This window comes from Trichlorobacter ammonificans (genome assembly GCF_933509905.1).
Taxonomy (GTDB): Bacteria; Desulfobacterota; Desulfuromonadia; order Geobacterales; family Pseudopelobacteraceae; genus Trichlorobacter; species Trichlorobacter ammonificans.
The window spans coordinates 888,584-913,537 of the sequence record NZ_OW150024.1 but is presented as its reverse complement, the minus strand read 5'-3'; the positions used below and the strand labels follow the sequence as shown (position 1 = coordinate 913,537).

Sequence of the window (24,954 nt, the reverse complement as noted above, 5' to 3'; positions counted from 1 at the left end):
GATACGTCTCTATGTCAACTGTCATTTCAATCTTGCATGTTTTCATATGCCTTTTCATTATCGGCGTGGTTCTGCTGCAGTCCGGCAAGGGGGCCGAAATGGGGGCCACCTTTGGCAGCGGTGGCAGCCAGTCAGTATTCGGTGCCAGTGGTGGCGGCAACTTCATGACCAAGCTAACCACGGCAGCGGCCATCATCTTCATGCTCACGTCGCTGACGTTGGCCTATATTTCCGGCCACAACCCAGGTTCGTCGATCATGTCCGGCAAAACGACGGCACCCAAGGCTGCCGCACCGGCATCCCCGGCTGCTCCGGCATCCCCGACAACGCCTGCTCCGCAGCCGACGAAGTAGCGCTTTTAAGAGTTGATTTACGGACTGAAATTTGCTACTAAATTAAGTCCTGTGCCGAAGTGGTGGAATTGGTAGACACACCATCTTGAGGGGGTGGCGGGCGACAGCCTGTACGAGTTCGAGTCTCGTCTTCGGCACCAAGAACAAATGAAACCGACTGTTATCACAGTCGGTTTTTTGTTACCACAATACACCAAACGACCATGCTCCCCGTCAGTTTTTTTGCTCCTCGCCCCTCAGCAGCGACAGGGGGAGTATCCGAACCCCCTGCAGTGTTACGGAAAATGCCTGATCAGCAAGTTCTCCGTTTACCTCCGGCTCATCCAAGCGTAGCTTGACCCAGCTGCCATCGGCGGTAGTGATCTCGTACTCCATTGCCAGCGCCACCCCTCCAACGTTTCGGTAACCGGCATAACGGACCAGCTCGCCCCCGGTCCGACGTTTTTCAACCACCAGGCCACCGTTCAAACGAACGGTCTCCTCCTGCGGTTGAGGCTGGTGCTGCACGACTGAACCGCTGTCCGAACCTTCCCGTGGCTGCCGCAGATCAAATATCCAGGGAAGCAGCTTCCAGGCTTCCAGCCCGGTTCTGAGCGGTAGCTGACCAACATTTCCGCGGAATGCCGTTTGCTGGGACGGATAGAGCAGCGTCAGTTCCTCTCCGGCCAGGGCTGCCTCCATAAGTGTGGAGCCAAAGGGACTCAACAGAACAACCCGGAAGCGGTCTGGCCGACGGTAGATCATCAGGCCGCGGACGGTGCCGCTCGTATCTCCGTTCCGGTAGCTGACCTCAACATTTGCCGACAACGTGGACAGGAGTGCATCGGGACGCAGTCCCGTCAAGTCGGTATCAACGGGACGCGCCGTACTGCAGGCACTGACCAGTGCCATCAGGAACAGCATACATCCCAGCAAAAACAAGTTCCCGTTCCTCCCTTCCAGACTGCCCCCTGTTCCCGTCATAGTGAAATCCTCCCACAAAAGTTCCGGCACCTGACAGCCTTCTTCCGGCACGTCAGGCGCAGGGTGTAACCTGAAACGCTCCGCGTCCGTAGGCAGCCCCCTTACCCAGGTGCAGCAGACTTCCCACTACCAGCAAAGGCCCCAGCTCCTGCCATGGCCCGGATACCAGGTAGCTGCCCAGTACCCCCCGCCCGTCCCCAGCAACCGGCGCACGGCTAGAACCACCCTCATCCAGACGCAGGTCGGCGGCGCGGGCCGCACAGTGACGAAACCATTCCGGATCCGCTCTTTCGCCATAACAGGCTGCCAGCGCAGAAATACGCCGCAGCAATGCACGGACAAACAGTTCCGGTTCAAAATGGTTTAGCTCTCGACCATTGTGCAGAAGGCGCAGCGGCGTGAGCAGTTTGAGCCGGATACGCCGTATGCCGGCGAAATCGGGACGGGACAGTGTCATCAGTTCGGCGGCATCAAGAACGGGCAGGTTGTCGATACCTCCATCGGTAGCCGTCACGAGCGGTACTGGCGTTTTCTGGTAGTCCAGCGCCTGCAGACGACAGACACCACCACTGATGGCGACAATCGAGCGCACCAGCAGGTTCAGATGAGGCACTGCGTTTCCCAGCAGCACCAAATTGAAAGCGTCCGGCTCCGTACCACCACTGCAGCCTGGCGAAAAACCAGTGAAAACGTACGGTAGCCCCGGCTTCTGATGACGCCTGACCAGGAGCGGATCGCTGGGCAGTGCGCGAGAAACCAGTGCAGGCACGGGGCAGTCCTGCCACAAACTGCAATGACTCGGCCTGCATACCGCTCCGGCCGTACGACAGCCATGCGTCCGCACGGCCACTTCAAAGGCTGCTCCCCGCCCGCTGAATAGCGGCACCAGAGAAGCGAAGCTGCCTCCCTCCAGCGTCACCCGCAGTATCACGAGATTCAGGCTTAGTTTCATAAAAAAACGGGGCGATTGTCGCCAATCGCCCCGAATCGTCCTTTCGTCCGCCAGCCCTGCTAGAACTGGGCCTTGAGGAATTCCCGGTTCATCCGTGCGATGAACTTGACGTTGATCCCCTTGGGGCAGGATGCCTGGCACTCGTAGTGGTTGGTGCAGTTGCCGAACCCACACTCCTTCATGGCGGCAACCATGTTCTTGACCCGGGCCTTGGCTTCGGCCTTGCCCTGGGGCAAGAGCGCCAGCTGGGACACCTTGGCGCCGGTGAACAGCATGGCGGCACTGTTGGGGCAACCGGCCACGCAGGCACCGCAGCCGATGCACTCGGCGGCATCCATCGCCTCGTCGGCGATCGGCTTGGGGATCAGGATGGTGTTGCCGTCAGCAACCCCGCCGGTGTGGCAGGAAACATAGCCGCCGGCCTGAATAATGGTATCCAGGGCAGTGCGGTCGACCACCAGGTCCCGCACGATCGGGAAGGCGGTGGCGCGCCACGGCTCGATGTAGATGGTGTCGCCGTCGTGAAAATTCCGCATGTGCAACTGGCAGACCGTGGTGCGCTCCTGGCCGCCGTGGGGCATGCCGTTGATCACCTGGGAGCACATGCCGCAGATCCCCTCGCGGCAGTCATGGTCAAAGGCCACCGGGTCCTTGCCGGTCTTGATCAGGTCTTCGTTCAAGACGTCCAGCATCTCCAGGAAGGAATGGTGGTCGGTAATCCCCTTGACCGTGTAGTTTTCAAACTTGCCCGGATCGTTGGCGTTTTTCTGGCGCCACACGACGAGGTTGATTGTCATGGTCTTGTGATCGCTCATTATTTGTAGCTCCTTACGGCGAGATGGACGTTCTCGAATTTCAGCGGCTCCTTGTGCAGCTCGGGCTCCTTGTCCTTGCCCTTGTACTCCCAAGCGCCGACGTAGCAGAAGTCGGCGTCGTTGCGCATCGCTTCACCATCGTCATACTGGTGTTCAACGCGGAAGTGACCGCCGCAGGACTCTTCGCGGTGCAGGGCGTCACGGCAGAGCAGTTCACCGAACTCCAGGAAGTCGGCGGTGCGGCCGGCGTTCTCCAGTTGCTGGTTGAACTCGGCACCACTGCCGGTCACCTTGACGTTCTGCCAGAACTCTTCACGCAGCGCCGGAATCTTCGTGAGGTTTTCCTCCAAAGACTCTTTGGAGCGGGCCATGCCGCAGTTTTCCCACATGAGGGAGCCCAACTCGCGCATGAACTCGGTAACCGTCTTTTTGCCGTTGATGGAGAGCAGCTTGTCCTGCTCTGCCTTGACATCTTCCACCGACTTCTTGAATTCCGCATGGTCGGTGGAGGTGCCGGCCGGCTTGACGGAGGCCAAGTAGCCGCCGATGGTGTAGGGGATGACGAAGTAGCCGTCGGCCAGGCCCTGCATCAGGGCCGATGCGCCGAGACGGTTGGCGCCGTGCACCGAGAAGTTGGCCTCGCCCAGCACGAACAGGCCGGGGATGTTGCTCATCAGGTTGTAGTCGACCCACAGACCGCCCATGGAGTAGTGGGGAGCCGGGTACATCCGCATCGGACGCTTGTAGGCGTCTTCGGCGGTGATCTTCTCGTACATTTCGAACAGGTTGCCGTAGCGCTCCTTGATGGTGTGCTCGCCGACCCGCTTGATGGATGCGGCAAAATCAAGGTAGACACCACGACCGCCGGGGCCGACGCCGCGGCCGTCGTCGCACTGCTCCTTGGCGGCGCGGGAGGCGATGTCCCGGGGAGCCAGGTTACCGAAGGAGGGGTACTTGCGCTCCAGGTAGTAGTCGCGGTCCTCTTCCGGAATCTCGCTGGGATGCTTGGCCAGGTCTTCCTTCTTCTTGGGCACCCAGCAGCGGCCGTCGTTCCGCAGTGACTCGGACATGAGGGTCAGCTTGGACTGGTAGTCGCCGGCCTGGGGAATACAGGTGGGGTGAATCTGGGTGTAGCAGGGGTTGGCGAAGAAAGCGCCCTTCTTGGCGGCCTTCCAGCCGGCGGTCACCGAGCAGCCCATGGCGTTGGTGGAGAGGTAGAAAACGTTGACGTAGCCGCCGGTGGCCAGACAGACGGCATCGGCTGCATAGGACTCGATCTCGCCGGTCACCAAGTTGCGGCAGGTGATGCCGCGGGCAACGCCGTCCACCACCACCAGGTCCAGCATCTCGCGACGGTTGTACATCTTCACCGTGCCGGCCTTGATCTGGCGGGACAGGGCGGAGTAGGCACCCAGCAGCAGCTGCTGACCGGTCTGGCCGCGGGCGTAGAAGGTACGGGACACCTGGGCGCCGCCGAAGGAGCGGTTGTCCAGGTAGCCGGCGTAGTCGCGGGCAAAGGGCACGCCCTGGGCCACGCACTGGTCGATGATGTTGTTGGACACCTGGGCCAGACGCCAGACGTCGGCTTCACGGGCGCGGAAGTCGCCACCCTTGATGGTGTCGTAGAAGAGGCGGTAGATGGAGTCGCCGTCGTTGGGATAGTTCTTGGCAGCGTTGATACCGCCCTGCGCTGCGATGGAGTGGGCGCGGCGCGGGCTGTCCTGATAGCAGAACGCCATGACGTTGTAGCCCAGCTCCCCGAGGGAGGCGGCGGCGGCACCACCGGCAAGGCCGGTACCCACCATGATGACGGTGTATTTACGCTTGTTGGCCGGGTTGACCAGCTTCAGATCAAAGCGGTGCTTGTCCCAGGTCTTTTCAATAGGTCCGGTTGGACATTTTCCATCAAGAATCACGGTAACCCCCTTAACCTTTCAAAATTCCGAAGAATATAGACAGCGGGATGGAAACGTACCCAAAGAGCAGGATCAGTGCGACCACCATACCCAGCTTGGTGATGGCCGGCTGGCTGCAGTCACAGTTCCAGCCCATGGTCTGGAAGAAGCTCTGGATGCCGTGGTAGAGGTGCAGGAACAGCACCACCATGGCGGCAACGTAGATGCCGGCACCGGCAAAGGTGGAGAAGCTGGAGGCCACCATGGCGAACACGTTGAAGTGGCCGGCGGCATCGCTGGTCAGGGTCAGGCCCGGGGTTACCCGGAAGGTGAAATGCAGCAGATGGAACACGATGAACACGAACAGCAGCAGTCCGGTCCAGATCATGTTTTCACTGGCAAAGGTGGTCTTGCGCTGTGCCTTGACGGCATAGCCGGTGGGGGTTGCCGTACGGTTCTCGATGGTGAGCTGGATACCATAGAGCACATGGACCACGAACACGGCCAGCATGACCGCCCGGAAGGCCATGATGATCGGCAACGGCAGGCTGTGCAGGTGCTGGGCGTAGGAGTTCAAGCCCGCTGCGCCGGCAAAGATGGAGCTGTTACCGAGCAGATGGACGATGGAAAACAGGAGCATGCAGCACCCTGTCACTGCCATCACGATCTTTCTGCCAATGGATGTACTGAACATAGCGTCTTTTCCCTTTTCCTTAGAGTTGAGATAACCGCATAGCAAAACGGCTTATGGAAGTGATCATGCCGAAGTCCGGCGGGGAAAACGGCGTCTTTTCATGACATGGTGACAACGGCGGATGGAGATCAGGCGGACCTCGCCACTTACGTTCGCAACCCTTGTGCATGACAACGCCTCCTTCTGGTGTATGCAAGCTTCAGATTTCAATGCCCGGAACGGAGCGGGACGAGACTTTCATAACGCGCGCATACTAAACGGCGTTATGGAAAATTACAAGGGTTTTATACAACAGAGGCAGATACTTCACGGGAAACAGCCCCTGCCGGAGTATCGCGGGATGCGGTCGCCTCCCGCGACGCGGAGCGGCATTTGCACCCAGCGGCGGTTCTGTGGTATTGACGAATGACGTCGCCCCCGGCAACCGGGAAACCTGCCTATGAACGGATTCACATTCATGAAATTCACACTGCTCAAAAAGGACCGCGACTGCGCAGCCCGCCTGGGGCTGCTGGAAACCGGCCACGGTCAGATTCAAACCCCCATCTTCATGCCGGTGGCCACTCACGGCGCCATGAAACCGCTCACGCCGGCCCAGATCCAGGAAACCGGCGCCCAGATCATCCTCTCCAACACCTATCACCTGCACCTGCAACCAGGGGAGGGGCTGGTGAAAAAGGCCGGCGGCCTGCACCGCTTCATGGCATGGGACAAGCCGATCCTGACCGACTCCGGCGGCTTTCAGGTCTTCTCCCTGCCCAAAAAGCGGATCACCGACGACGGCGTCTTCTTCCGGCACGAAAACACCGGGGAAGAAATTTACCTGGACCCGGCCCGGGCCATCGCCATCCAGCAGGAACTGGGTTCGGACATCATGATGGCCTTTGACGAGTGCATCCCCTACCCCTGCGAGAAGGCCTATGCGGAGCAGTCCACCCGCAAGACCATTCGCTGGCTCAAGGAGTGCAAGAAAGCCTGGAGCAGCAGCAACCAGGCGCTGTTCGGCATCGTGCAGGGGAGCGTGTTCGAGGAGTTGCGCGTCATGTGCGCCCGGGAGATGACCAAGCTGGATCTGCCGGGCTACGCCATCGGCGGGGTCAGCGTGGGGGAAGGGCTGGAGCTGCTGAAAAAGGTGGTGGGCTGGACCGCTCCCCATCTGCCGGAGGACAAACCCCGCTACCTGATGGGGGTCGGCCTGCCGGAGGACATTCTGGAGAGCGTCGAACGGGGGATGGATATGTTCGACTGCGTGATCCCCACCCGTTACGCCCGCAGCGCCACCCTGTTCACCCGGCGGGGGCGGATCAGGGTTTCCAACAAGAACTACCGGCGGGATTTCTACCCGGTGGACCCCTCCTGCGGCTGCTACACCTGCCGCAACTTCAGCCGGGCCTACCTGCACCACCTTTTTGCCGCCAATGAGGTACTCTCGGCGGTGCTGTCGGCCATTCACAACGTGCAGTTCTACCTGACCATGATGGCGGAGGTGCGTCAGGCCATCGCCGACAACCGCTTCATGGCCTTTAAACAGGCATTCCTTGCCGATTACCTGGGCAGCGCCCCGGCGGAGCCGTCCCGAAAGCGGAGTCAGCCGAAGCGGTAGACCAACTCCCCATCCCGATACAGCTCGATCGGCCCGTCCTGGGACACTTTGATCACCTTGCCGAAGAAGGAAGCGGCAATGGCGGCGGTGGTCCGCCCGCCGCCGGTGACCATCTCCCGGGCATGGGAGGTGTCGATGATGAAGCCGGCTTCCAGCAGCTTTCCCTGCTTGTCCAGCACGGTCATGCCGTCGGAAGACAGAATCCGCAACAGGGTGCCGTTTTCCTTCAACTGGGCGATGGTCTGCCCCCGCACCTGGCGGGTCAGCAGTTGCCCGACCGGATCGTCACCCCCCACGGACCCTTTCTTCAACGTCGCCAGGTGGCGGGGGGTGCCGGCATGGATCAGAATGACCGTACCGTGCCGCTGCTTGGAGACCGCGTAGACCGTCCAGAGCAGGTCGTCGATGGAGTCGGCGTCGATACTGCCGGCAAGGAAGGAACGGATCAGGTCGGGATCGAAGATGGCCCAGAGTCCCTTGCGCCGCACCAGCAGCTTGGCCGGGCTGATCAATACCTCGATCTCCGATGCTTCGTTCACCGTGACGGCAAAGGCCCCCGCCCCCAGCCGCCGCACCAGCGAGAACAGCTCCCGCTGGGTCAGCCGCTCGATGTCGGTCTGCCCGACGCAGCCGGCGGTGCGCAGGAGCCCCACCACCTGCATCTGGATAGTGGCGACGAAGAACAGGTTGTGACCGTCGATGAAACGGTAGGTCAGGGGGTTGTCCAGAAAGGTGGGAGAGATGCTTTGGTGCGGCTGTAACGGGATCAGAATATGGCGACGATCCTTCAGGGTTTTACGCAGCACCGGTTCCGTGGTCCGGTGCACCAGGAAGCCGGTGGTGGCCGGCTTCCCTTCGTAGCGCTGGTAGGAAAGATTCTTCAGAAGCTGGATCAGTTGCTGGATCGGCCAGAACCCCTTGCTGCGATCCCCCCGCAGGAAACGGGCCACCGTAATATCCATGATGGAGGCCAGGAGTGCGGTACGGAAATGGGCGGCGTACCCCTCCATCTTGAAACCGCTGTACAGGCCCGAAAAAGCGGTAAGCAGTTCGCGGCAGAACAGGATTTCGGTCTTGGTGAAGGGCAATCCCTCGCGGACGGCACTGAAGAGATAGGGACGTCCCTCAATAACCGTCGACTGCAGCAGCCTGCCGTCGGCGGCACGGGTTTCCTCTTCCCCCACGACAAGGTCCACCCGTGCGCCGCCCAGGAGCGAACTGATGGTGGGGCTGATAGCTTCGAAGACATTCAGCGGCATGCGTGTCTGCTCCTACTTCCCCCAGTCGCGGGAATACCGGAAGTCACGATCGATGGTGCGGTTGGACACCTTGGCGATCACCGGCAGACGGCGCTTGAAGTGGGAGTTCTGCACCTTGGCGTACACCGTGGTGACAAACTCCGAGGAAAAACCGCGGGCGGCCAGCTCCTCAAAGGGGGCCCGCTGGTCCACCATCCGGTAGAGCAGTTCGTCCACCTCACGGTAGGTGAAGCCCAGCTCCTCCTCGTCGGTCTGGCCGGCCCAGAGATCGGCGGACGGTTTTTTCTCGATCACCGGCCCGGGTACCCCCACTTCCTCGGACAGTTGCCAGACCTGGGTCTTGTACAGATCGCCGATCGGGTTGAGGGCACTGGCCATATCACCGTAGAGGGTGCCGTACCCCAGCAGCAGCTCGGTCTTGTTGCTGGTGCCCAGCACCAGGGCTCCCAGCAGAGCGGAGTGGTCGAACAGGATCGTCATCCGCTCCCGGGCCATTTTGTTCCCCCGCCGCATGGCATCGGCATCGGGAAAGAGCGTAAAATAGGCATCCACCATCGGCGTGATCGGCACCACCGAGAAATTCACCCCGCTCGTCTCCGCCACCAGCCGGGCATGGGCCTCGCTCTCCGGGTTGCTGCTCTTGTAGGGCATGCAGATGGCATGGACGTTCTCCGGTCCCAGGGCCTCGGCCGCCAGATGGCAGACCAGGGCGGAATCGATGCCGCCGGACAGCCCCAGCACCGCCTTTTTCGCCCCCACCTTCAGGATCTCGTCCCGCAGGAACCCCACCAGGATCGACCGCACCAGCGGCGCGTTGATACGTAGTCCGGCCATCAGCGGCTCCTTTCCCGGTCGATGCGGGAAAGCTCCCGCAGGGTCACGCAGAGATTTTCATCCCGCAAAAGCGGCGAAGCGATCCGCTCCCGCCGCAGGTCGGCGTCCGGCAACAGCACCGGTGTCAGCGAGGCATGAAAGGCCGGAGCCTCGGCCACCACCACCCCGGAGGGAGTAATGCCGTGGGAACCTCCCCAAAAGGCCACGCCATCCTCGTATCCCACCCGGTTGGCGTAGAGCACCCGACAGGTCAGGAAACGGGCCACGGAAGCGGTCAGGGTGCGCCAGGCGGCGGCAGAGCCCAGCTCGTCCCCTTCCTCGACGCCGCGGGCGGGACTGCTGGAAAGACAGACCAGGGTGGTGGCGCCGTCCATGGCCAGCAGGTAGGGGGCGGAGAGGTGCCACATATCCTCGCAGATCAAAAGCCCCACCCGGCCGAACCTGGTGTCGAAGGCGCGGAAACGGTCGCCCCGCCCCAGATAGCGTTGTTCGTCGAAAAGGCCGTAGGTGGGGAGATAGACCTTGCGGTGCAGGTGTTTCAGTTCGCCGTCCTCGAACCAGGCGGCACTGTTGTAGAACTGGTAGTCCGGCGTCACCTCCACGAAGCCGACCGCCACGGCGATCTCTTTTGACAGGCTTTTCAAACGGGTCAGTTCCGGGCTGTCGAGAGCAAGCGCCACCTCGGGCACCAAGTCCTTGAGAAAGTAGCCGGTGAGCGCCAGCTCCGGAAAGACTACCAGCTCGGCGCCCGTTGTCCGGGCCTGCCGGATCGTATCCTCAACCAGCGCCAGGTTGTCGCCGACACGGCCGAGTTTCGGCTGTATCTGGGCCAGCACGGCGGTAACGTCACCCATGAAGCACTCCTTGTTAGCAGGTTGCTGAAAAAACAGCCATCTCGCCGCCGTCCTCGTAAGCCTCCTTGTGCGACGTAGCGCTGCTACGCCGCCGCGGTGCTCACTGCGGATGCGACGATCTGGCCTTTTTTGAGCAACCTATGGGTTTTCAACAGCCAATCAGTAGGCCAGCTCAAAAGCATTTTCGATCTGCTCCACCCGATGATTACCGTCAGGGGAGAGCAGCACGGCAACCACGTCGAACCGGGCATCCCTCCCCTGCTGGCGGTTTTGTGCCAGCCAGGTCAGCGCTGCCTTGGATAGCTGCCGTTGCTTGAAGGGGGTCACCGCCTGCTGCGGCAGGCCGAACTGCACGCCACGGCGGGCTTTCACCTCGGCAAAGACTAGGCAGCCGCTTCCCGGTGCGCGGGCCACGATATCCACCTCGCCCCCTTTGCAGCGGAAGTTTCGTTCCAGAATACGGTAGCCGCGGGCGGTGAGGAACGCCGTGGCGATCTCTTCTCCCAACCTGCCGGTTTCCCTGTTGTCGAGCCGCGTGTCCATGACCTGTTCCGATCCGTTCTTCATGTAACATGGCTGCCCGGACAGGTCAAAAGGATTGATGGATCTGGCGGATGCCGCATTGACGAAAGTGGAGCAGGGATGGTATCACTGACCCACTCCGCACAGTACCGCTTACCGGTGCGGAGATATCCCAGAGGGAGGGTGCCGTCAATGGCCGAGCACGATCTGAGCCAGAAAGAAAAACTGTACCATCTGACCATACCGCAGGAAAACAGCCCGTTCTTCCTGAAAGGCTCCAACAACTACGACTGGGGGATGAAAAACCGTTTGGCCCGTATCTTCAACCCCGATTCCGGAAAGACCGTGATGCTGGCCTTCGACCACGGCTATTTCCAGGGCCCCACCTCGGGATTGGAGCGGATCGACGTCACCATCAATCCCCTTGCCCCCCATGCCGACGCCCTGATGTGCACCCGCGGCGTCCTGCGCTCGCTCATCGACCCCGCCACCCAGAAGTCGGTGGTGATGCGGGCCAGCGGCGGCCCCAGCATTCTCAAGGAACTGTCCGACGAGCGGATCGCCGTGGATGTGGAGGATGCCCTGCGGATGAACGTCAGCGCCGTTGCCGTCCAGGTCTTCATCGGCGGCGAATTCGAGACCCAATCCGTCACCAACATGACCACCCTGGTGGACCGTTGCAACCGCTACGGCATCCCGGTGCTGGGGGTTACCGCCGTCGGGGCCCAACTGACCCGCGACGCCCGTTACATCGGCCTTGCCTCCCGGATTCTGGCCGAACTGGGGGCCGCCTTCATCAAGACCTACTACGTGCCCGACTTCGAAACCGTCACCGCCTCCTGTCCGGTGCCGGTGGTGATCGCCGGCGGCAAAAAACTGGACGAGGCCGCTGCGCTCACCATGGCGCGCAACGCCATCGACGCCGGGGCCGCCGGGGTGGACATGGGGCGCAACATCTTCCAGTCCGACGCGCCGCTGGCCATGCTGACCGCGGTTCGCAAGGTGGTCCATGAAAACATGTCGGCGGAGCACGCCTTTGAACTGTACCGGGAGCTGAAAAACCGATGAAAGTGGGCATGTACTACCGCAACAGCGATGTACGGACCGAAGAGCAGGAGATACCGGCGGTCGGCGACGGCGACGTACTGATCAAGGTGATGGCCTCCGGCATCTGCGGCAGCGACCTGATGGAGTGGTACCGGATCAAGCGGGCGCCGCTGGTGCTGGGGCACGAACTGGCCGGCGAGGTGGTGGCCGTGGGCTCCGGCGTTGACACCGTGCAGGTGGGGGACCGGGTCTTCGCCACCCACCACGTCCCCTGCGACGAGTGTATCTACTGCCTTTCCGGACATGAAACCGCCTGCGTCACTTTTCAGGAGCAGAACAACTTCACCCCCGGCGGCTTTTCCCAGTACCTGCGGGTCAGCGGCCGCAGCGTGCGGACCGGCCTGCTGAAACTTCCCGACACCATGTCGTTCGAAACCGCCACCTTCATCGAGCCGCTGGCCACCGTGGTCCGCGCCCTGCGCACCATGGCCCTCTCCCCCGGCGACAGCATCATGATCTACGGCGCCGGCCTGGCCGGTCTCCTCTTCGTCAAGCTGGCCAAGGCCCTGGGGGCTGGCACGGTGGTGGTGGCCGACATCAACGACTACCGCTGCGCCATGGCGAAACGGGCCGGGGCCGACCATGCCGTCAACGCCACAGCCGACCTGCCGGCCTTTCTGCAGCAGACCTGCGGCCGCCTGGCCGACCGGGTGGTGATCAGCACCGGCGCCCTCCCGGCCATCCAGGCGGCATTGCAATCGGTGGACCGGGGAGGCACGGTGCTCTTCTTCGCCGTGGCCCAGCCGGGTGAAACCGTTGCCGTGGACTTCAATCCCTTCTGGCGCAACGACATCAGCTTCAAAACCTGCTACGGCGCCGCCCCCCGGGACAACCGGCAAGCCTTGGAACTGCTGAAGCATGGTACCGTCACCGTGGAGGACATGATCACGCACCGCCTGGGGATCGACCGGATCGGCGAAGCCTTCGGCATTGCCGCCGACCCCACCGGAACGCTGAAGGTCATCATAGAACCCCATCGCTGAACAGTTAACAGGGCTTTGAAAAACGTGATGAGGAAGGCCGGATACACGGCGCACGGAGCGCAGCAACCGAGACATACCAACCAGTCAGGCGAGGAAGCGAGCACCGCGCAACGTCGTAGACGGCCTCCGGAAGAGTTTTTCAAAGCCCTGGTAAAACGCAACAAGGGCAGGCCTGTCGATGGCCTGCCCTTGATTATTGGCTGCTACCACCCCCGCTCCCTGCTTCTAGGGCAGGACGATCACCGGCTTTTCCGCCGGCCGATACAACAGGAAGGTTTTCCCCAGTACCTGGGCGACCTCCGATGAGGTTGCCTCTGCCAGCAGCTCGCTGGCCTCATGACGGTCGAGGCCACAATTTTCCAGCACCTTCACCTTGATCAGCTCGTGGCAGGCCAGCGCCGCCACGGTTTCCGCCACCAGATGGTCGTCAATTTCCTTTTTCCCGATCAGCACCACCGGCTTCAGGCCGTGTCCCAGTGAACGCAGGTGCCGTTTCTGTTTTCCCGTCAGCATGTTGCTTCCATCCTCTCCCGATACATTGATGCGGCTGGTATAGCACACCGACATGCCCCCGCGCCACTGGAAACAGGGTCACCCAGCGGCATTCCGACAAAGAATGTGTACTTTCGAGGGCTCACATGGTATAAGAGGAACGTTTTACCAAAATCAACACCCTCGAAATCAGGAGACTGTCGCCTCTATGAATATGAAGTCGAGCAAATTGCCGATCTCCCACGCTCTGACATCGTTCAACTCTTCCAGTGCGCCTGTCGACAGGTCGTTGCAGGACAGTTCGAAAGCCGCTGCCAAAGTTCATCGTCTTCCCTCCTCCATCTGGAAAAGCATGGAGGCCGGTGCGGACAACCCCCTTGACCAGTGTATCACCCGCACCCGCGACTTCTTTTTCCGGGAACAGCTGCCGGACGGCTACTGGTGGGCCGAACTGGAGTCCAACTGCACCATTACCGCCGAGTACATCATGCTGTTCCATTTCCTGGGCATGGTTGACCGCAACCAGGAGCGGAAGATGGCCAACTACCTGCTGCGGCAGCAGACCCCGGAAGGGTACTGGTGCATCTGGTACAACGGCCCCGGCGATCTTTCCACCACCATCGAAGCCTATTTTGCCCTGAAACTGGCCGGCTACCCTGCCGACCACCCGGCCATGGTTAAGGCCCGGGAGTTCATCCTGGCCAATGGCGGCATCCTCAAGGCGCGGGTCTTCACGAAGATTTTCCTGGCGCTGTTCGGCGAGTTCTCCTGGCTGGGGGTCCCCTCCATGCCGATCGAACTGATGTTGCTGCCGGACTGGGCCTATTTCAACATGTACGAACTTTCCAGTTGGGCACGGGCAACCATCATTCCCCTTTCGGTGGTGATGACCACCCGGCCGGTCTACAAACTCCCGCCCCATGCCCGGGTGCAGGAACTGTTCGTCCGCCCCCCCCGCCCCATCGACTACACCTTCACCAAGGAAGACGGCATCCTCACCTGGAAGAACTTCTTCATCGGCGTGGATCACCTGCTGAAGGTCTACGAGTCCAGCCCCATCCGTCCCTTCAAGCAGCGGGCCACCGAGCTGGCGGAGCAGTGGATTCTGGAACATCAGGAGAAGACCGGTGACTGGGGCGGCATCCAGCCGGCCATGCTCAACGCGATCCTGGCGTTGCATTGTCTCGGCTATGCCAACGACCATCCGGTCATCGTCAAGGGGCTGGAGGCCTTGGCCAACTTCTGCATCGAGGACGACGACTCCCTGACCCTGCAGTCCTGCATCTCACCGGTTTGGGATACGGCACTGGTCCTGCAGGCCATGCAGGAAGGAGGGATTCCGTCGGACCACCCGGCCTTGGTCAAGGCGGCCCAGTGGCTGCTGGACCGCGAAGTACGTATCCGGGGCGACTGGAAGATCAAATCCCCGGAGCTGGAACCGGGCGGCTGGGCCTTCGAGTTCCAGAACGACTGGTATCCCGACGTGGACGATACGGCTGCCGTGCTGATCGCCATCAAGAACATCAAGGTGAAAAACAACAAGGCCAAGCAGGATGCCGCGCGCCGCGGCATCGACTGGTGCTTGGGGATGCAGAGCAAGAACGGCGGCTGGGGTGCCTTTGACAAGGACAACACCAAGCACCTGCTGAACAAGATCCCCTTCGCCGACCTTGAAGCGCTGATCGATCCTCCCACCGCTGACCTGACCGGCCGGATGCTGGAGCTGATGGGGAATTTCGGGTACGACAAGAACCATCCCCAGGCGGTACGCGCCATTGAATTCCTGAAGAAGGAACAGGAACCGGAGGGCTCCTGGTTCGGCCGCTGGGGGGTCAATTACATCTACGGCACCTGGTACGTGCTGATCGGCCTGGAAGCCATCGGCGAGGACATGAACCAGCCCTACGTGCGCAAGGCGGTCAACTGGATCAAGTCACGCCAGAACCTGGACGGCGGCTGGGGCGAGGTCTGCGAGTCCTACTACGACCGCACCCTGATGGGCTGCGGTACCAGTACGGCTTCCCAGACCGCATGGGCACTGATGGCACTGATGGCGGCCGGCGAAGTACACTGCAACGCGGTGGAACGCGGCATACAGTACCTGCTGGCCACCCAGAAGCAGGATGGAACCTGGGACGAGGATGCCTTCACCGGCACCGGGTTCCCCAAGTTCTTCATGATCAAATACCATATCTACCGCAACTGTTTCCCGCTGACCGCCCTGGGGCGTTTCCGCCGACTGCGCGGAGAGCACGGGCAACCATGCTGACCGGTCAGACGACGGTTCCGTCGCGGAAGCCCCGTACCGGATGCGGGGCTTTTCACGTTTTTTCGGACAGGTGCCCATGAAAGCCTTTGTCACGGGAGCAACCGGCTTCATCGGCGCCGCCATTGTTCGGGAACTGCTGAAGGAAGGCATTCAGGTACGGGTGCTGGTGCGTCCCGGCGCCGATACCCGCAACCTCCAGGGCCTTGATCTTGAGTTCCGGCAGGGGGATCTCTGCGACCCGGCATCACTGAAAGCGGGCATTGCCGGCTGCACGCAGGTTTTCCACGTCGCCGCCGACTACCGGCTCTGGACCCGCGATCCGGCGACCATGTACCGCGCCAACGTCGACGGCACCCGGGCCGTGCTGGAAGCGGCGGAGGCGGCCTCCGTGGAACGGGTGGTCTACACCAGCAGCGTCGGTACCCTGGGCAATCCGGGCGATGGCACACCGGGCACCGAAGATACGCCGGTCACCTTCGCCGACATGGTGGGACACTACAAGAAGAGCAAATTCCTGGCGGAACGTGAGGCTGAACGCTTTCTGGAGCGGGGGCTGCCGCTGGTGATCGTCAACCCCTCCACGCCAGTGGGTCCCCACGACATCAAGCCGACTCCCACCGGCAAGATCATCGTGGATTTCCTGAACCGCAAAATGCCGGCCTACCTTGACACCGGGCTGAACCTGATTTCCGTGGAGGATTGCGCCAGGGGACATCTGCTGGCGGCACGGCAGGGCCGGGTCGGCCGGAAGTACATCCTGGGGAACCGCAACCTGACCCTGCGGGAGATATTCACCATGTTATCCGCCATCACCGGCCTGCCGGCGCCGCGGGTGCGACTCCCGTACTACCCGATCCTGGCGGCGGCCTGGGTCAACGAGGGGCTTGCACGCCTGACCGGCCGGGAACCGCTGATCCCCCTCGCCGGCGTCCAGATGGCGAGAAAATTCATGTTTTTTGACCCATCCAGAGCCGTCACCGAACTGGGCCTTCCCCAGACCCCGGTGGAAACTGCCCTGGAACAGGCGGTGGCTTGGTTTCGTGCCAATGGCCACCTGGAACAATGAGGTGCCCCAACGATGATCCTTGAAACCATACAGTCCCCCGACGATCTGAAGAAACTCCCTCTCGAGCAGCTCCCGGCCCTGGCCGCCGAACTGCGCGAGTTCCTGCTGCAGACCGTCTCCGAAACCGGCGGCCACCTGGGGTCCAACTTGGGCGTGGTGGAGTTGACCCTGGCCCTGCACTACTGTTTCACCACCCCCAAGGACAAGATCGTCTGGGATGTGGGACACCAGGCTTACACCCACAAGATCCTCACCGGCCGCCGGGACCGTTTCCCCACCCAGCGCCAGTACAAGGGGCTGTCCGGTTTCCCCAAGCGCAGCGAATCCGAGCATGACGCCTTCGGCGTGGGGCATGCCTCCACCTCCATCTCCGCGGCGTTAGGAATGGCTGCGGCCGCTTCTCTGGACGGCACCAGAAACAACGTCATCGCGGTCATCGGCGATGGCTCGCTGACCGGCGGCATTGCCTTCGAGGGATTGAACCAGGCGGGCCACCTCAAGAAGAACCTGATTGTCGTGCTGAACGACAATGAGATGTCCATCTCCAGGAACGTCGGCGCCTTTTCCGCCTTCATCTCCCGCAAGATGACCACCCGGCACTTCCGGGAACTGAAAAAGGAGATGAAGGAGCTGCTCACCAACATCCCTTCCTTTGGCAAGGATATCCTCAAGTTCGCCCGGCGGGCCGAAAACTCCCTCAAGGGGTTCCTCACCCCCGGCGCCCTGTTCGAGGCCCTGGGATTCGACTATATCGGTCCCATCGACGGTCATGACCTGCCCGGTCTGATCGAGGTATTCTCCAACCTGCGGGAGTTCGACGGGCCGATCCTGGTCCACGTCATGACCACCAAGGGCAAGGGCTACCATCCGGCGGAGACCAAGCCGGACAAGTTTCACGGCGTGGGCGCCTTCGACCTCTCCACCGGCGCAGCGCCGGCCAAGTCGGCGGCTGCCTCCTACACCGAGATTTTCGGTCGCACCCTGGTGGAGCTGGCGGAAAAGGATCCGGCCATTGTGGCCATCACCGCCGCCATGCCGGACGGTACCGGCCTCAACTACTTTGCCGAAGCCCTGCCGGAGCGGTTCTTCGATGTCGGCATCGCCGAACAGCATGCCCTCTGCTTTGCCGCCGGCCTGGCGGCGGACGGCCACAAGCCGGTGGCCGCCATCTACTCCTCCTTTGTCCAGCGGGGGTACGATCAGGTGTTCCACGACATCTGCCTGCAGAACCTGCCGGTGGTGATCGCCATGGACCGCGGCGGCCTGGTGGGAGACGACGGCCCCACCCACCACGGCGTCTTCGACCTCTCCTACCTGCGTCATCTGCCCGGCCTCACCTTCATGGCTCCCAAGGACGAGAACGAACTGCGCCACATGCTGAAGACCGCCCTGGAGCTGCGCAGCCCCGTGGCCATCCGCTATCCCCGCGGCGCCGGCTATGGCGTGCCGCTGGACCGGCACCTCACCGCACTGCCGCCGGGTAAAGGGGAGCTGCTGCGCGAAGGCGCCGATCTGGCCATCATCGCCATCGGCTCCACCGTTGTTCCGGCCCTGGAAGCGGCGGAGTCACTTGCGAAAACAGGCATCACTGCCGCCGTTGTCAATGCCCGCTTCATCAAACCGCTGGATGAGGAGCTGATTCTGCGCATGGCGACCGCCACCGGTGCGGTCCTCACCGTTGAGGAAAACGCCCTGCAGGGAGGTTTCGGCAGTGCTGTGCTGGAACTGCTGCAGGACAAGGGGCTGACGGTCCGGGTGAAACGCCTCGGCATACCCGACTGTTTCGTGGAACACGGTTCCCAGGCCCAACTGCGCCGCGATCTGGGGATTGATGCGGAAGGTATCGCTGCCGCAGCGGCGGCGTTCGTGAAGAACTGAAAGGATAGGCCGATCATGCGTTTTCCCTGGCGTCTCAACTACGACCTGACCAAATACATCATCAAGAACCGGATCAACAAGGTGGAGAAGTTCCCTCTGGTACTGATGCTGGAGCCGACCCACCTCTGCAACCTGGCGTGCTCCGGCTGCGGTCGCATCCGCGAGTATGCCGACACCATTACCGCCATGATGCCTCTGGAGGAATGCCTGCGCTCGGTTGACGAATGCCCGGCGCCGGTCGTCACCATCACCGGCGGCGAACCATTTCTCTATCCCCATGTCTTCGAGCTGGTGGATGAAGTACTGAAACGGGGCCGCCACATCATGTTCTGCACCAACGGCCTGCTGTTGGAAAAATCGCTGGAGCGGATGTCCCCCCACCCCAACCTCACCTTCAACGTCCACATGGACGGTCTTGAAGAGACCCACGACCGCATCCTTGAACGCAAGGGAGCCTTCAAGGCGGCCATTGAGGGGATTCGGGCCGCCCATGCCCGCGGCTTCCGGGTCTGCACCAACACCACCATCTTCAAGGATACCGACCTGGTTGAGATCGAAATGCTGTTCACCAAGCTGGAGGAACTGGGGGTTCACGGTCTGCTGGTGGCGCCGGGCTTCAGCTACGAGGCGGTGGAAGAGGAGAAGATGTTCCTGGAACGCCTGGAGATCGAGAAAAAATTCGTGCAGGTCTACGAGATGAGCAAGAAGCACCGCTTCTGGTCCACCCCGATGTACCTGCGCTTTCTCAAGGGGGAAAAGAAACTCCAGTGTACCCCCTGGGGCAACCCCACCCGCAACCCCCAGGGGTGGAAAGCCCCCTGCTACCTGATCACCGATGGTCACTACCCGACCTTCAAAGAAATGATGGAAACGGTGGATTGGGACAGCTACGGCGTCGGCAAGGACTCCCGCTGCGCCCAGTGCATGATGCACTGCGGTTTCGAGCCGACCGTGGTGACTGAAGTGGGCAAGAGCCCCAGGGATATGCTGGAGATGCTGTTCTGGAACCTGACCTGACGGCTGGAGGGAACGGTATGTATGAAAAGCCCGCTCGGACGGTTGTCCGGGCGGGCTTTCTCGTTTCGGTCAGGAACATGCCTCGGTCAGAATCGCTTGCTGCTGCTCGTCGTGCAGGTGGTGCGATCCCACGGCCGGGCAGCTTTCCGCCTCCCGGCCGATGTAGCGCAGCGGCCCCACCAGCTCTTCCAGCAGTGGGCGGACAAACCGCCAGGCCCCCATGTTTTCCGGTTCCTCCTGTACCCAGCAGCATTCCGCTCCAGCGGCCCGGTCTGCCAGCAGCTCCCGCACCATATCCTGGCGTAGCGGATAGAGCTGTTCGAGCCGCACCACGGCGATGTCCGTGGTGCGGCCGGCAGCCAGACGGCCGGCCAGCTCGTGGTACAGCTTGCCGCTGCAGAAGAGGATCCGCCGGGCGGTCGCCGGATCGCCGGTGAGCAGCAGTTCCCGGAAACGGCTCCCCTCCCCCAGCTCAGCCAGGGTACTGACGCAGGACGGATTGCGCAAGAGCGACTTGGGGGTGAACACCACCAGTGGCTTGCGGAACGGCAGGTGCACCTGGCGGCGCAGCAGGTGGAATACCTGGGCCGGGGTGCTGGGGATCGCCACCAGCAGGTTTTCCTTGGCGCAGAGCTGAAGATACCGCTCGATCCGGGCGCTGGAGTGTTCCGCCCCCTGCCCTTCGTAGCCGTGGGGTAGTAGCAGCACCAGACCGCTGGCCCGGTTCCACTTGGTTTCACCGGCGGCGATGAACTGGTCGATGATCACTTGGGCGCCGTTGGCGAAATCGCCGAACTGGGCTTCCCAGACGGTGAGACCGCGGGGATTCTCCAGCGAATAGCCGTACTCGAATCCCAGGACGCCGTTTTCGGAGAGGCAACTGTCGAAGATATCGAAGGCTGTTCCCTGCCGAGTAGCCAGTTCCGCCAGCGGAACGACGCAGGTGCCGCTTTCCTGGTCGTAGACCGCAGCATGGCGGTGGTTAAAGGTACCCCGCCGGGCGTCCTGGCCGGATATCCTGATTCGGCTTCCCTCCTGCAGCAGGCTGGCGTAGGCCAGGGTCTCAGCGGTCCCCCAGTCGATACCACTGCCGTTCACGACCGACTCTTCCCGTTTTTTCAGCAGCGCCGCGACTTTGGGGTGGGGCGTGATACCAGCGGGCAGCACCGCCAGCTGCCGGGCCAGTTCCTGCAACTGACCGGCGGCAACGCCGGTGGACTCGTCAACCGGACGGTACTCCCGCTCGAAACCGCTCCAGGCATCCCGGAAGCCGACGGTGCGGGCCGGGGGGGCAGCCTCCAACGCCTGCTCCAGCTCGCGGTTGACGGTTACGGCCAGGGCATCAACCTGCTCCCGCAGCACCCCCGCCTCCACCAGCCGGTCGGCGTAGATCCGGTTAATGGGGAGCCGTTCGGCGATCTTCCGGTACATGACCGGCTGGGTGAAGGCCGGCTCATCCCCCTCGTTATGGCCGTGCCGGCGGTAGCAGATCAGCTCCAGCACCACATCCTTCCGGTAGGACTGGCGGTAGGCCAGGGCCAGCAGCATGGCGTGGACCGCCGCTTCCGGCTGCTCGCCGTGCACGTGCAGGATGGGGCAGGCCAGCATCTTGGCCACGTCGGTGGAGTAGCGGGTGGAGCGGGAATCCTTGGGCAGGGTGGTGAAGCCGATCTGGTTGTTGAGCACCACATGAATGGTGCCGCCGGTATGGTACCCCTGCAACTGGGACATATTCAGCACTTCCGCCACCATCCCCTGACCGGCGAAAGCGGCGTCGCCGTGGAGCAGCACCGGCAGCACCCGGCCGGCGCCGTCCTGACCGATCCGGTCCTGACGGGCCCGGGCCTTCCCCTCCACCACCGGGTTGACCGCCTCCAGGTGGCTGGGGTTGGAGGTCAGCGTCAGGTGGAGGCTGCCGCCGCCGAACTGCCGGTCAACGGAGTAGCCCTTATGGTACTTCACGTCGCCGTCCCCCACGAACCCCTGGTCCAGGCTTTCCCGGAACTCGCCGAAGATGTGCGCGTACGGCTTTCCGAAGAGGTGGGCCAGCACGTTCAGCCGGCCCCGGTGGGGCATCCCCAGCACCAGGTCACCGATACCGGCACCGGGACAGGCATCGGCCAGGGCCTCCAGCACGGGAATCAACACCTCGCCTCCTTCCAGGGAAAACCGCTTCTGTCCCTGGAACCGGCGGTGCAGAAACGCCTCGAACAGCACCGCCCGGTGCAGCATTTCCATGATCCGCAGCCTGTATTCCGTCGAAAAGCGGGGACGGTTCAGCCCCGGTTCCATCCGGTCGATCAGCCATTGCCGCTCGGACGGGTCCTGGATATGCATGAACTCAATGCCGATCTCGCGGCAGTAGGTTTCCCGCATGCTCTGCAGGAATTCTCGCAGGGTGGCCTGCTGCAGATGGTGACGGCCGGTGGTGAAGCGGGTCGAAAGGTCCGCCTCGTCAAGCCCGAAGGCAGCAAGCTCCAGTAACGGATGGGAGACCGGACAGGGGGAAAGCGGGTCGGTGCAGGCCAGCAGGTGCCCCAGATCGCGGTAGCGGTAGATCAGCGACTGCACCCCCGAATGCTTGAGGGCCATGGCCGGGTTGTGGCAGCACTCCTCCCGCGCTCCGGCTGTTTCCTGTCCCAGGCGGTAGGCGGCAAAGAAGCGCTGCCAGTCCGCCGGAAGCTCCTCGCCGCCCAGCCAGCGACCATACAACTCCTCAATCATCGTCTCCGGCAACGCCGCGAGAAACGTCAATGCATCCTGTGCCATGATTCCTCCCTGCTCCGCTGTCGCTGCTGCGATTGTAGCATCGTTCCGCCGCGATTCAAGAGCAACGACGCCAAAACGGACACGGCCCGGCGCTGATACGCCGGGCCGTGGAACCGTACCCTGAGGGATGCCGCAAACCGATCAGGCTGTCTTGACAAAAACAGCCATTTCCATGGTTTCTCCGTCGCTGACATGGATCGGGAACAGCACGCCGCGGTATCCGTCCGGCACCGGCAAACCGTTGGCCGGCGGCCTGATCGTCACCGGTGGGGCGATCTCCAGCAGCAGCCCCCCCTGGGACGCCTTGGCCACCACGTTGCCGCAGACGATGTTGACGAACTCCATCACGGTGTCCTCAATAATCTCTTCCGGCTCGTTCTCGACATCATCTTCCTTCAGGATGGCCCGGGCAATGGCCTTGCCCACCCCGTCGGAAACCGCCAGCAGATAGCGGGCGGCAACGTCGCCGCTCACATCCATGGCCGCCACCAGGCGGCCGGAGGCGATGCGGGACACCTCCTCGAACTTGCCGGGACGGAACTGGATGCCGATCACGCGGGTGATCATCTTGTAGGTCAGGTCAACCATCGCTTCCCACAGTATCGTATCCGTATTCAGCCATGCCGGCAGTTCGACCCGGTCGGAAACGTACTGGGCCTGATCGGCTTTGAACTCCTCCAGGTACTGCTCCAGCTTCTCCGGCGTGAGCGCACCCACCTTCACCAGTGCCTCACCGATATAGATGTGGGTTGCCCGCTGGTGATTGATCACATCCTGCAACTGCGCGGGGGTGAGCATTCCCAGCTCCACCAGCAGATCGCCCAGCTTCATGTCCCGGCTGTACTGGGCAGCATGGGCGGTTTCAATGTCGCGGGTGGTGATCAGTCCCATGGCCACTGCCATCTCCCCCAGTTTCAGGTTGGTCCGCTCCTGCAGCTCAATGGCGCGGAGCACCGACTCACTGGTGACCAGGTCATGTTCGATCAGGTACTGTCCAAAAAATTTAACGGCCATTGCACTCTCCGATACGAAAACGATAGGCGACTAGAGCGCCCTCAGCACATTCAGGACCGTTTCGGCTTCAAACGGCTTTGAGATCACGTTCTTTGCCCCCAGCTTCAGGGCTTCGGCGAATTTGTCCCCCACGCCGCCGAGGGAGGTGACCATCACCACCTTGACCTCCTTGTCCAGCACCACCAGGCTGCGCAGGGCGGTCAGGCCGTCCATGCCGGGCATGTTCATATCCATGCAGATAATGTCAGGATTTTCGGCATGATTCATCTTGATGGCCTCAGCACCGTTCTTGGCGTGGCCGACACAGGTAAAATCACCTGATTCATTCAGAATTTTCTCAAGCTGACGGGCTACGGAGAGACTATCATCCACCACGAGCACCTTCTTCATAGACAGCTTCCCTCCCCTGGACGGCATGAAAAATCTGCCGGCCGCAGGCTTAATTTTGGCGAACTCTAGCGGAAACATCGGCAAATGTCAAAATTGAATCCGGGGAACTTTCCGCTTTTTGATCGCTTTGCTTCCGTGATATACAAAGGTAGCAGACTCACCGCAAAGGAGCGACACACACCATGGCATACCCACGCATTGTCTTCACTGTTCTGTTGGCGGCTGCCCTCATGGCACTGTCGGTTGCCGGGGTAACGGCCGCTGACAAGAAGCCGGCCGCGGCCAAGGCCACCGAAAAATCAAAGGGCCTGCCCGACCCGGTTGCCCGGGTCAACGGCGTTGCCATCCCGGCGGCGGACCTGAACAAGGCGCTGACGGCATTCAAGAGTTCTCCCCAGGGCGCCCAGGTACCGGCAGAGCGGGAATCGGAGGTTCAAAAGTTTCTGCTCAACCAGCTAATCGCCGGCGAGTTGATGTACCAGCTGGCCAAAACCAGCCCCCTGAACGGTCAGGAGGCCAAGGTTGACGAGCATGTCAAGGGGCTGAAAGAGACCCGCTTCAAGAATGAGGAGGAGTTTGCCAAGGCGCTGAAGGAACAGGGAATGACCGAAAAGGACCTGCGCGAGCTGGTACGCCGCAACTTGGTCATTGACGCCTATATCGAGAAGATGATCGTCCCCAAGCAGACCGTGACAGCAGCCGAGGTGCAGACCTTTTACGACAAGAACCCGGAGTCCTTCCTCCAGCCGGAACAGATGCGGGCCAGCCACATCCTGATCACGGTTGATCCCAAGGCAACCGCGGACGAACGGAGCACGGCACGGGCAAAGATCAACGAGCTGCTGAAACAGGCCCAGGCCGGTGCCGACTTCGCCAAGCTGGCCCAGGACAACTCCGGTTGCCCCAGCAGCAAGCAGGGGGGCGATCTGGGCTACTTCAGCAAAGGGCAGATGGTGAAGCCGTTCGAGGATGCGGCGTTTGCGTTGAAACCGGGGGAGATCAGCGGCGTTGTGGAAACCCAGTTCGGCTTCCACATCATCAAGGCAGTGGAGAAGAAAGCCGCCAGCAAGGTCGCCTTTGCCGACGTCAAAAGCCGGATCGAAGAATCGCTGAAGCGCCGGAAGGTGGGCGAGGCGGTCAATGCGACCCTTGAGGAGGCACGCAAGAAGGCAAAAATCGAGGTATTCCTGAAGTAAGTCGCTGCTGGTATCCAGGCTGTACCGAC

The 24,954-nt window shown here is 61.9% G+C and carries 22 protein-coding genes and 1 tRNA gene; 10 read left to right on the top strand and 13 right to left on the bottom strand.

Translation table 11 applies throughout. The features are described from left to right. Positions 1–11: 11 nt before the first annotated feature. Together secG and RAK07_RS04200 are read left to right on the top strand one after the other, a co-directional pair. Positions 12–353, top strand: coding sequence for a preprotein translocase subunit SecG (gene secG, locus RAK07_RS04205; RefSeq protein ID WP_305731589.1), 342 nt, complete (start codon positions 12–14; stop codon positions 351–353). Between the two features lie 53 nt (positions 354–406). Beyond that, a tRNA-Leu gene (locus RAK07_RS04200) sits at positions 407–493 on the top strand. A gap of 73 nt (positions 494–566) precedes the next feature. On the opposite strand, the gene RAK07_RS04195 is transcribed toward RAK07_RS04200, so the two are convergent. The 5 genes from RAK07_RS04195 to RAK07_RS04175 all read right to left on the bottom strand — a co-directional run bounded on the left by RAK07_RS04195 (position 567) and on the right by RAK07_RS04175 (position 5,672). Next, positions 567–1,244, bottom strand: coding sequence for a lipoprotein insertase outer membrane protein LolB (locus RAK07_RS04195; RefSeq protein WP_305731588.1), 678 nt, complete (start codon positions 1,242–1,244; stop codon positions 567–569). A 124-nt stretch (positions 1,245–1,368) separates the two neighbouring features. Beyond that, positions 1,369–2,268: a CRISPR system precrRNA processing endoribonuclease RAMP protein Cas6 gene (cas6, locus tag RAK07_RS14110; RefSeq protein ID WP_510181705.1), complete on the bottom strand. Its 900-nt coding sequence runs from the start codon at positions 2,266–2,268 to the stop codon at positions 1,369–1,371. Positions 2,269–2,327: 59 nt separating this feature from the next. Then, positions 2,328–3,083 carry a succinate dehydrogenase/fumarate reductase iron-sulfur subunit gene (locus tag RAK07_RS04185; protein WP_305731586.1) on the bottom strand — a complete coding sequence of 252 codons (756 nt, stop codon included), beginning with the start codon at positions 3,081–3,083 and terminating at the stop codon, positions 2,328–2,330. Then, on the bottom strand, positions 3,083–4,999 hold the full coding sequence (locus tag RAK07_RS04180) for a fumarate reductase/succinate dehydrogenase flavoprotein subunit (protein ID WP_305731585.1): 1,917 nt from the start codon (positions 4,997–4,999) through the stop codon (positions 3,083–3,085). The genes RAK07_RS04185 and RAK07_RS04180 overlap by 1 nt, the downstream gene beginning before the upstream one ends. A gap of 10 nt (positions 5,000–5,009) precedes the next feature. Next, positions 5,010–5,672 carry a succinate dehydrogenase cytochrome b subunit gene (locus RAK07_RS04175; protein ID WP_305731584.1) on the bottom strand — a complete coding sequence of 221 codons (663 nt, stop codon included), beginning with the start codon at positions 5,670–5,672 and terminating at the stop codon, positions 5,010–5,012. A 457-nt stretch (positions 5,673–6,129) separates the two neighbouring features. On the opposite strand from RAK07_RS04175, the gene tgt reads away from it, so the two are divergent. Beyond that, positions 6,130–7,275, top strand: a complete 1,146-nt coding sequence (gene tgt / locus RAK07_RS04170) for a tRNA guanosine(34) transglycosylase Tgt (RefSeq protein ID WP_305731583.1) — start codon at positions 6,130–6,132, stop codon at positions 7,273–7,275. On the opposite strand, the gene RAK07_RS04165 is transcribed toward tgt, so the two are convergent. The 4 genes from RAK07_RS04165 to RAK07_RS04150 all read right to left on the bottom strand — a co-directional run bounded on the left by RAK07_RS04165 (position 7,260) and on the right by RAK07_RS04150 (position 10,765). Continuing rightward, complete coding sequence (locus RAK07_RS04165) at positions 7,260–8,534, bottom strand: diadenylate cyclase (protein ID WP_305731582.1); 1,275 nt, start codon at positions 8,532–8,534, stop codon at positions 7,260–7,262. The two genes, tgt and RAK07_RS04165, sit on opposite strands and share 16 nt — an antisense overlap. 12 nt (positions 8,535–8,546) lie before the next feature. Further along, positions 8,547–9,368, bottom strand: a complete 822-nt coding sequence (locus tag RAK07_RS04160) for an NAD+ synthase (protein WP_305731581.1) — start codon at positions 9,366–9,368, stop codon at positions 8,547–8,549. Continuing rightward, entirely contained in the window at positions 9,368–10,222 is an 855-nt protein-coding gene (locus tag RAK07_RS04155) for a nitrilase-related carbon-nitrogen hydrolase (RefSeq protein ID WP_305731580.1), read from the bottom strand. Before RAK07_RS04155 ends, RAK07_RS04160 begins: the two co-directional genes overlap by 1 nt. Before the next feature lie 159 nt (positions 10,223–10,381). Continuing rightward, positions 10,382–10,765 carry a YraN family protein gene (locus tag RAK07_RS04150; protein ID WP_305733476.1) on the bottom strand — a complete coding sequence of 128 codons (384 nt, stop codon included), beginning with the start codon at positions 10,763–10,765 and terminating at the stop codon, positions 10,382–10,384. 171 nt (positions 10,766–10,936) lie between these two features. Here RAK07_RS04150 and lsrF point away from each other — a divergent pair, with 171 nt between their 5' ends. Both lsrF and RAK07_RS04140 read left to right on the top strand, forming a co-directional pair. Beyond that, positions 10,937–11,812, top strand: a complete 876-nt coding sequence (gene lsrF, locus RAK07_RS04145; RefSeq protein WP_305731579.1) for a 3-hydroxy-5-phosphonooxypentane-2,4-dione thiolase — start codon at positions 10,937–10,939, stop codon at positions 11,810–11,812. Next, a complete protein-coding gene (locus RAK07_RS04140) occupies positions 11,809–12,834 on the top strand; it encodes an alcohol dehydrogenase catalytic domain-containing protein (RefSeq protein WP_305731578.1) in 1,026 nt (341 codons plus the stop codon). The genes lsrF and RAK07_RS04140 overlap by 4 nt, the downstream gene beginning before the upstream one ends. 225 nt (positions 12,835–13,059) lie before the next feature. Here the strand turns inward: RAK07_RS04140 and yhbY are convergent, their stop codons facing one another. Beyond that, positions 13,060–13,347, bottom strand: a complete 288-nt coding sequence (gene yhbY / locus RAK07_RS04135) for a ribosome assembly RNA-binding protein YhbY (protein ID WP_305731577.1) — start codon at positions 13,345–13,347, stop codon at positions 13,060–13,062. Between the two features lie 193 nt (positions 13,348–13,540). Between yhbY and shc the strand changes: the two genes are divergently transcribed. The 4 genes from shc (at position 13,541) to hpnH (ending at position 19,556) form a co-directional block, all read left to right on the top strand. Further along, positions 13,541–15,595, top strand: a complete 2,055-nt coding sequence (gene shc / locus RAK07_RS04130; protein ID WP_305733475.1) for a squalene--hopene cyclase — start codon at positions 13,541–13,543, stop codon at positions 15,593–15,595. A gap of 76 nt (positions 15,596–15,671) precedes the next feature. Then, on the top strand, positions 15,672–16,661 hold the full coding sequence (hpnA, locus tag RAK07_RS04125; RefSeq protein WP_305731576.1) for a hopanoid-associated sugar epimerase: 990 nt from the start codon (positions 15,672–15,674) through the stop codon (positions 16,659–16,661). Positions 16,662–16,673: 12 nt separating this feature from the next. After that, positions 16,674–18,539 (top strand): 1-deoxy-D-xylulose-5-phosphate synthase, encoded by a 1,866-nt coding sequence (gene dxs / locus RAK07_RS04120; protein ID WP_305731575.1) that lies wholly within the window; start codon positions 16,674–16,676, stop codon positions 18,537–18,539. A gap of 15 nt (positions 18,540–18,554) precedes the next feature. Further along, positions 18,555–19,556: an adenosyl-hopene transferase HpnH gene (gene hpnH, locus RAK07_RS04115; protein ID WP_305731574.1), complete on the top strand. Its 1,002-nt coding sequence runs from the start codon at positions 18,555–18,557 to the stop codon at positions 19,554–19,556. A gap of 69 nt (positions 19,557–19,625) precedes the next feature. On the opposite strand, the gene RAK07_RS04110 is transcribed toward hpnH, so the two are convergent. The 3 genes from RAK07_RS04110 to RAK07_RS04100 all read right to left on the bottom strand — a co-directional run bounded on the left by RAK07_RS04110 (position 19,626) and on the right by RAK07_RS04100 (position 23,729). After that, the gene (locus tag RAK07_RS04110) at positions 19,626–22,325 is read right to left on the bottom strand and encodes a 2-oxoglutarate dehydrogenase E1 component (RefSeq protein WP_305731573.1); all 2,700 of its coding nucleotides are present in this window, start codon (positions 22,323–22,325) and stop codon (positions 19,626–19,628) included. Positions 22,326–22,466: 141 nt separating this feature from the next. Beyond that, positions 22,467–23,339: a chemotaxis protein CheX gene (locus RAK07_RS04105; RefSeq protein WP_305731572.1), complete on the bottom strand. Its 873-nt coding sequence runs from the start codon at positions 23,337–23,339 to the stop codon at positions 22,467–22,469. Between the two features lie 30 nt (positions 23,340–23,369). After that, positions 23,370–23,729 (bottom strand): response regulator, encoded by a 360-nt coding sequence (locus RAK07_RS04100; RefSeq protein ID WP_305731571.1) that lies wholly within the window; start codon positions 23,727–23,729, stop codon positions 23,370–23,372. Positions 23,730–23,911: 182 nt separating this feature from the next. Between RAK07_RS04100 and RAK07_RS04095 the strand changes: the two genes are divergently transcribed. Continuing rightward, a complete protein-coding gene (locus RAK07_RS04095; RefSeq protein ID WP_305731570.1) occupies positions 23,912–24,925 on the top strand; it encodes a peptidylprolyl isomerase in 1,014 nt (337 codons plus the stop codon). The last annotated feature ends 29 nt before the right edge of the window (positions 24,926–24,954 follow it).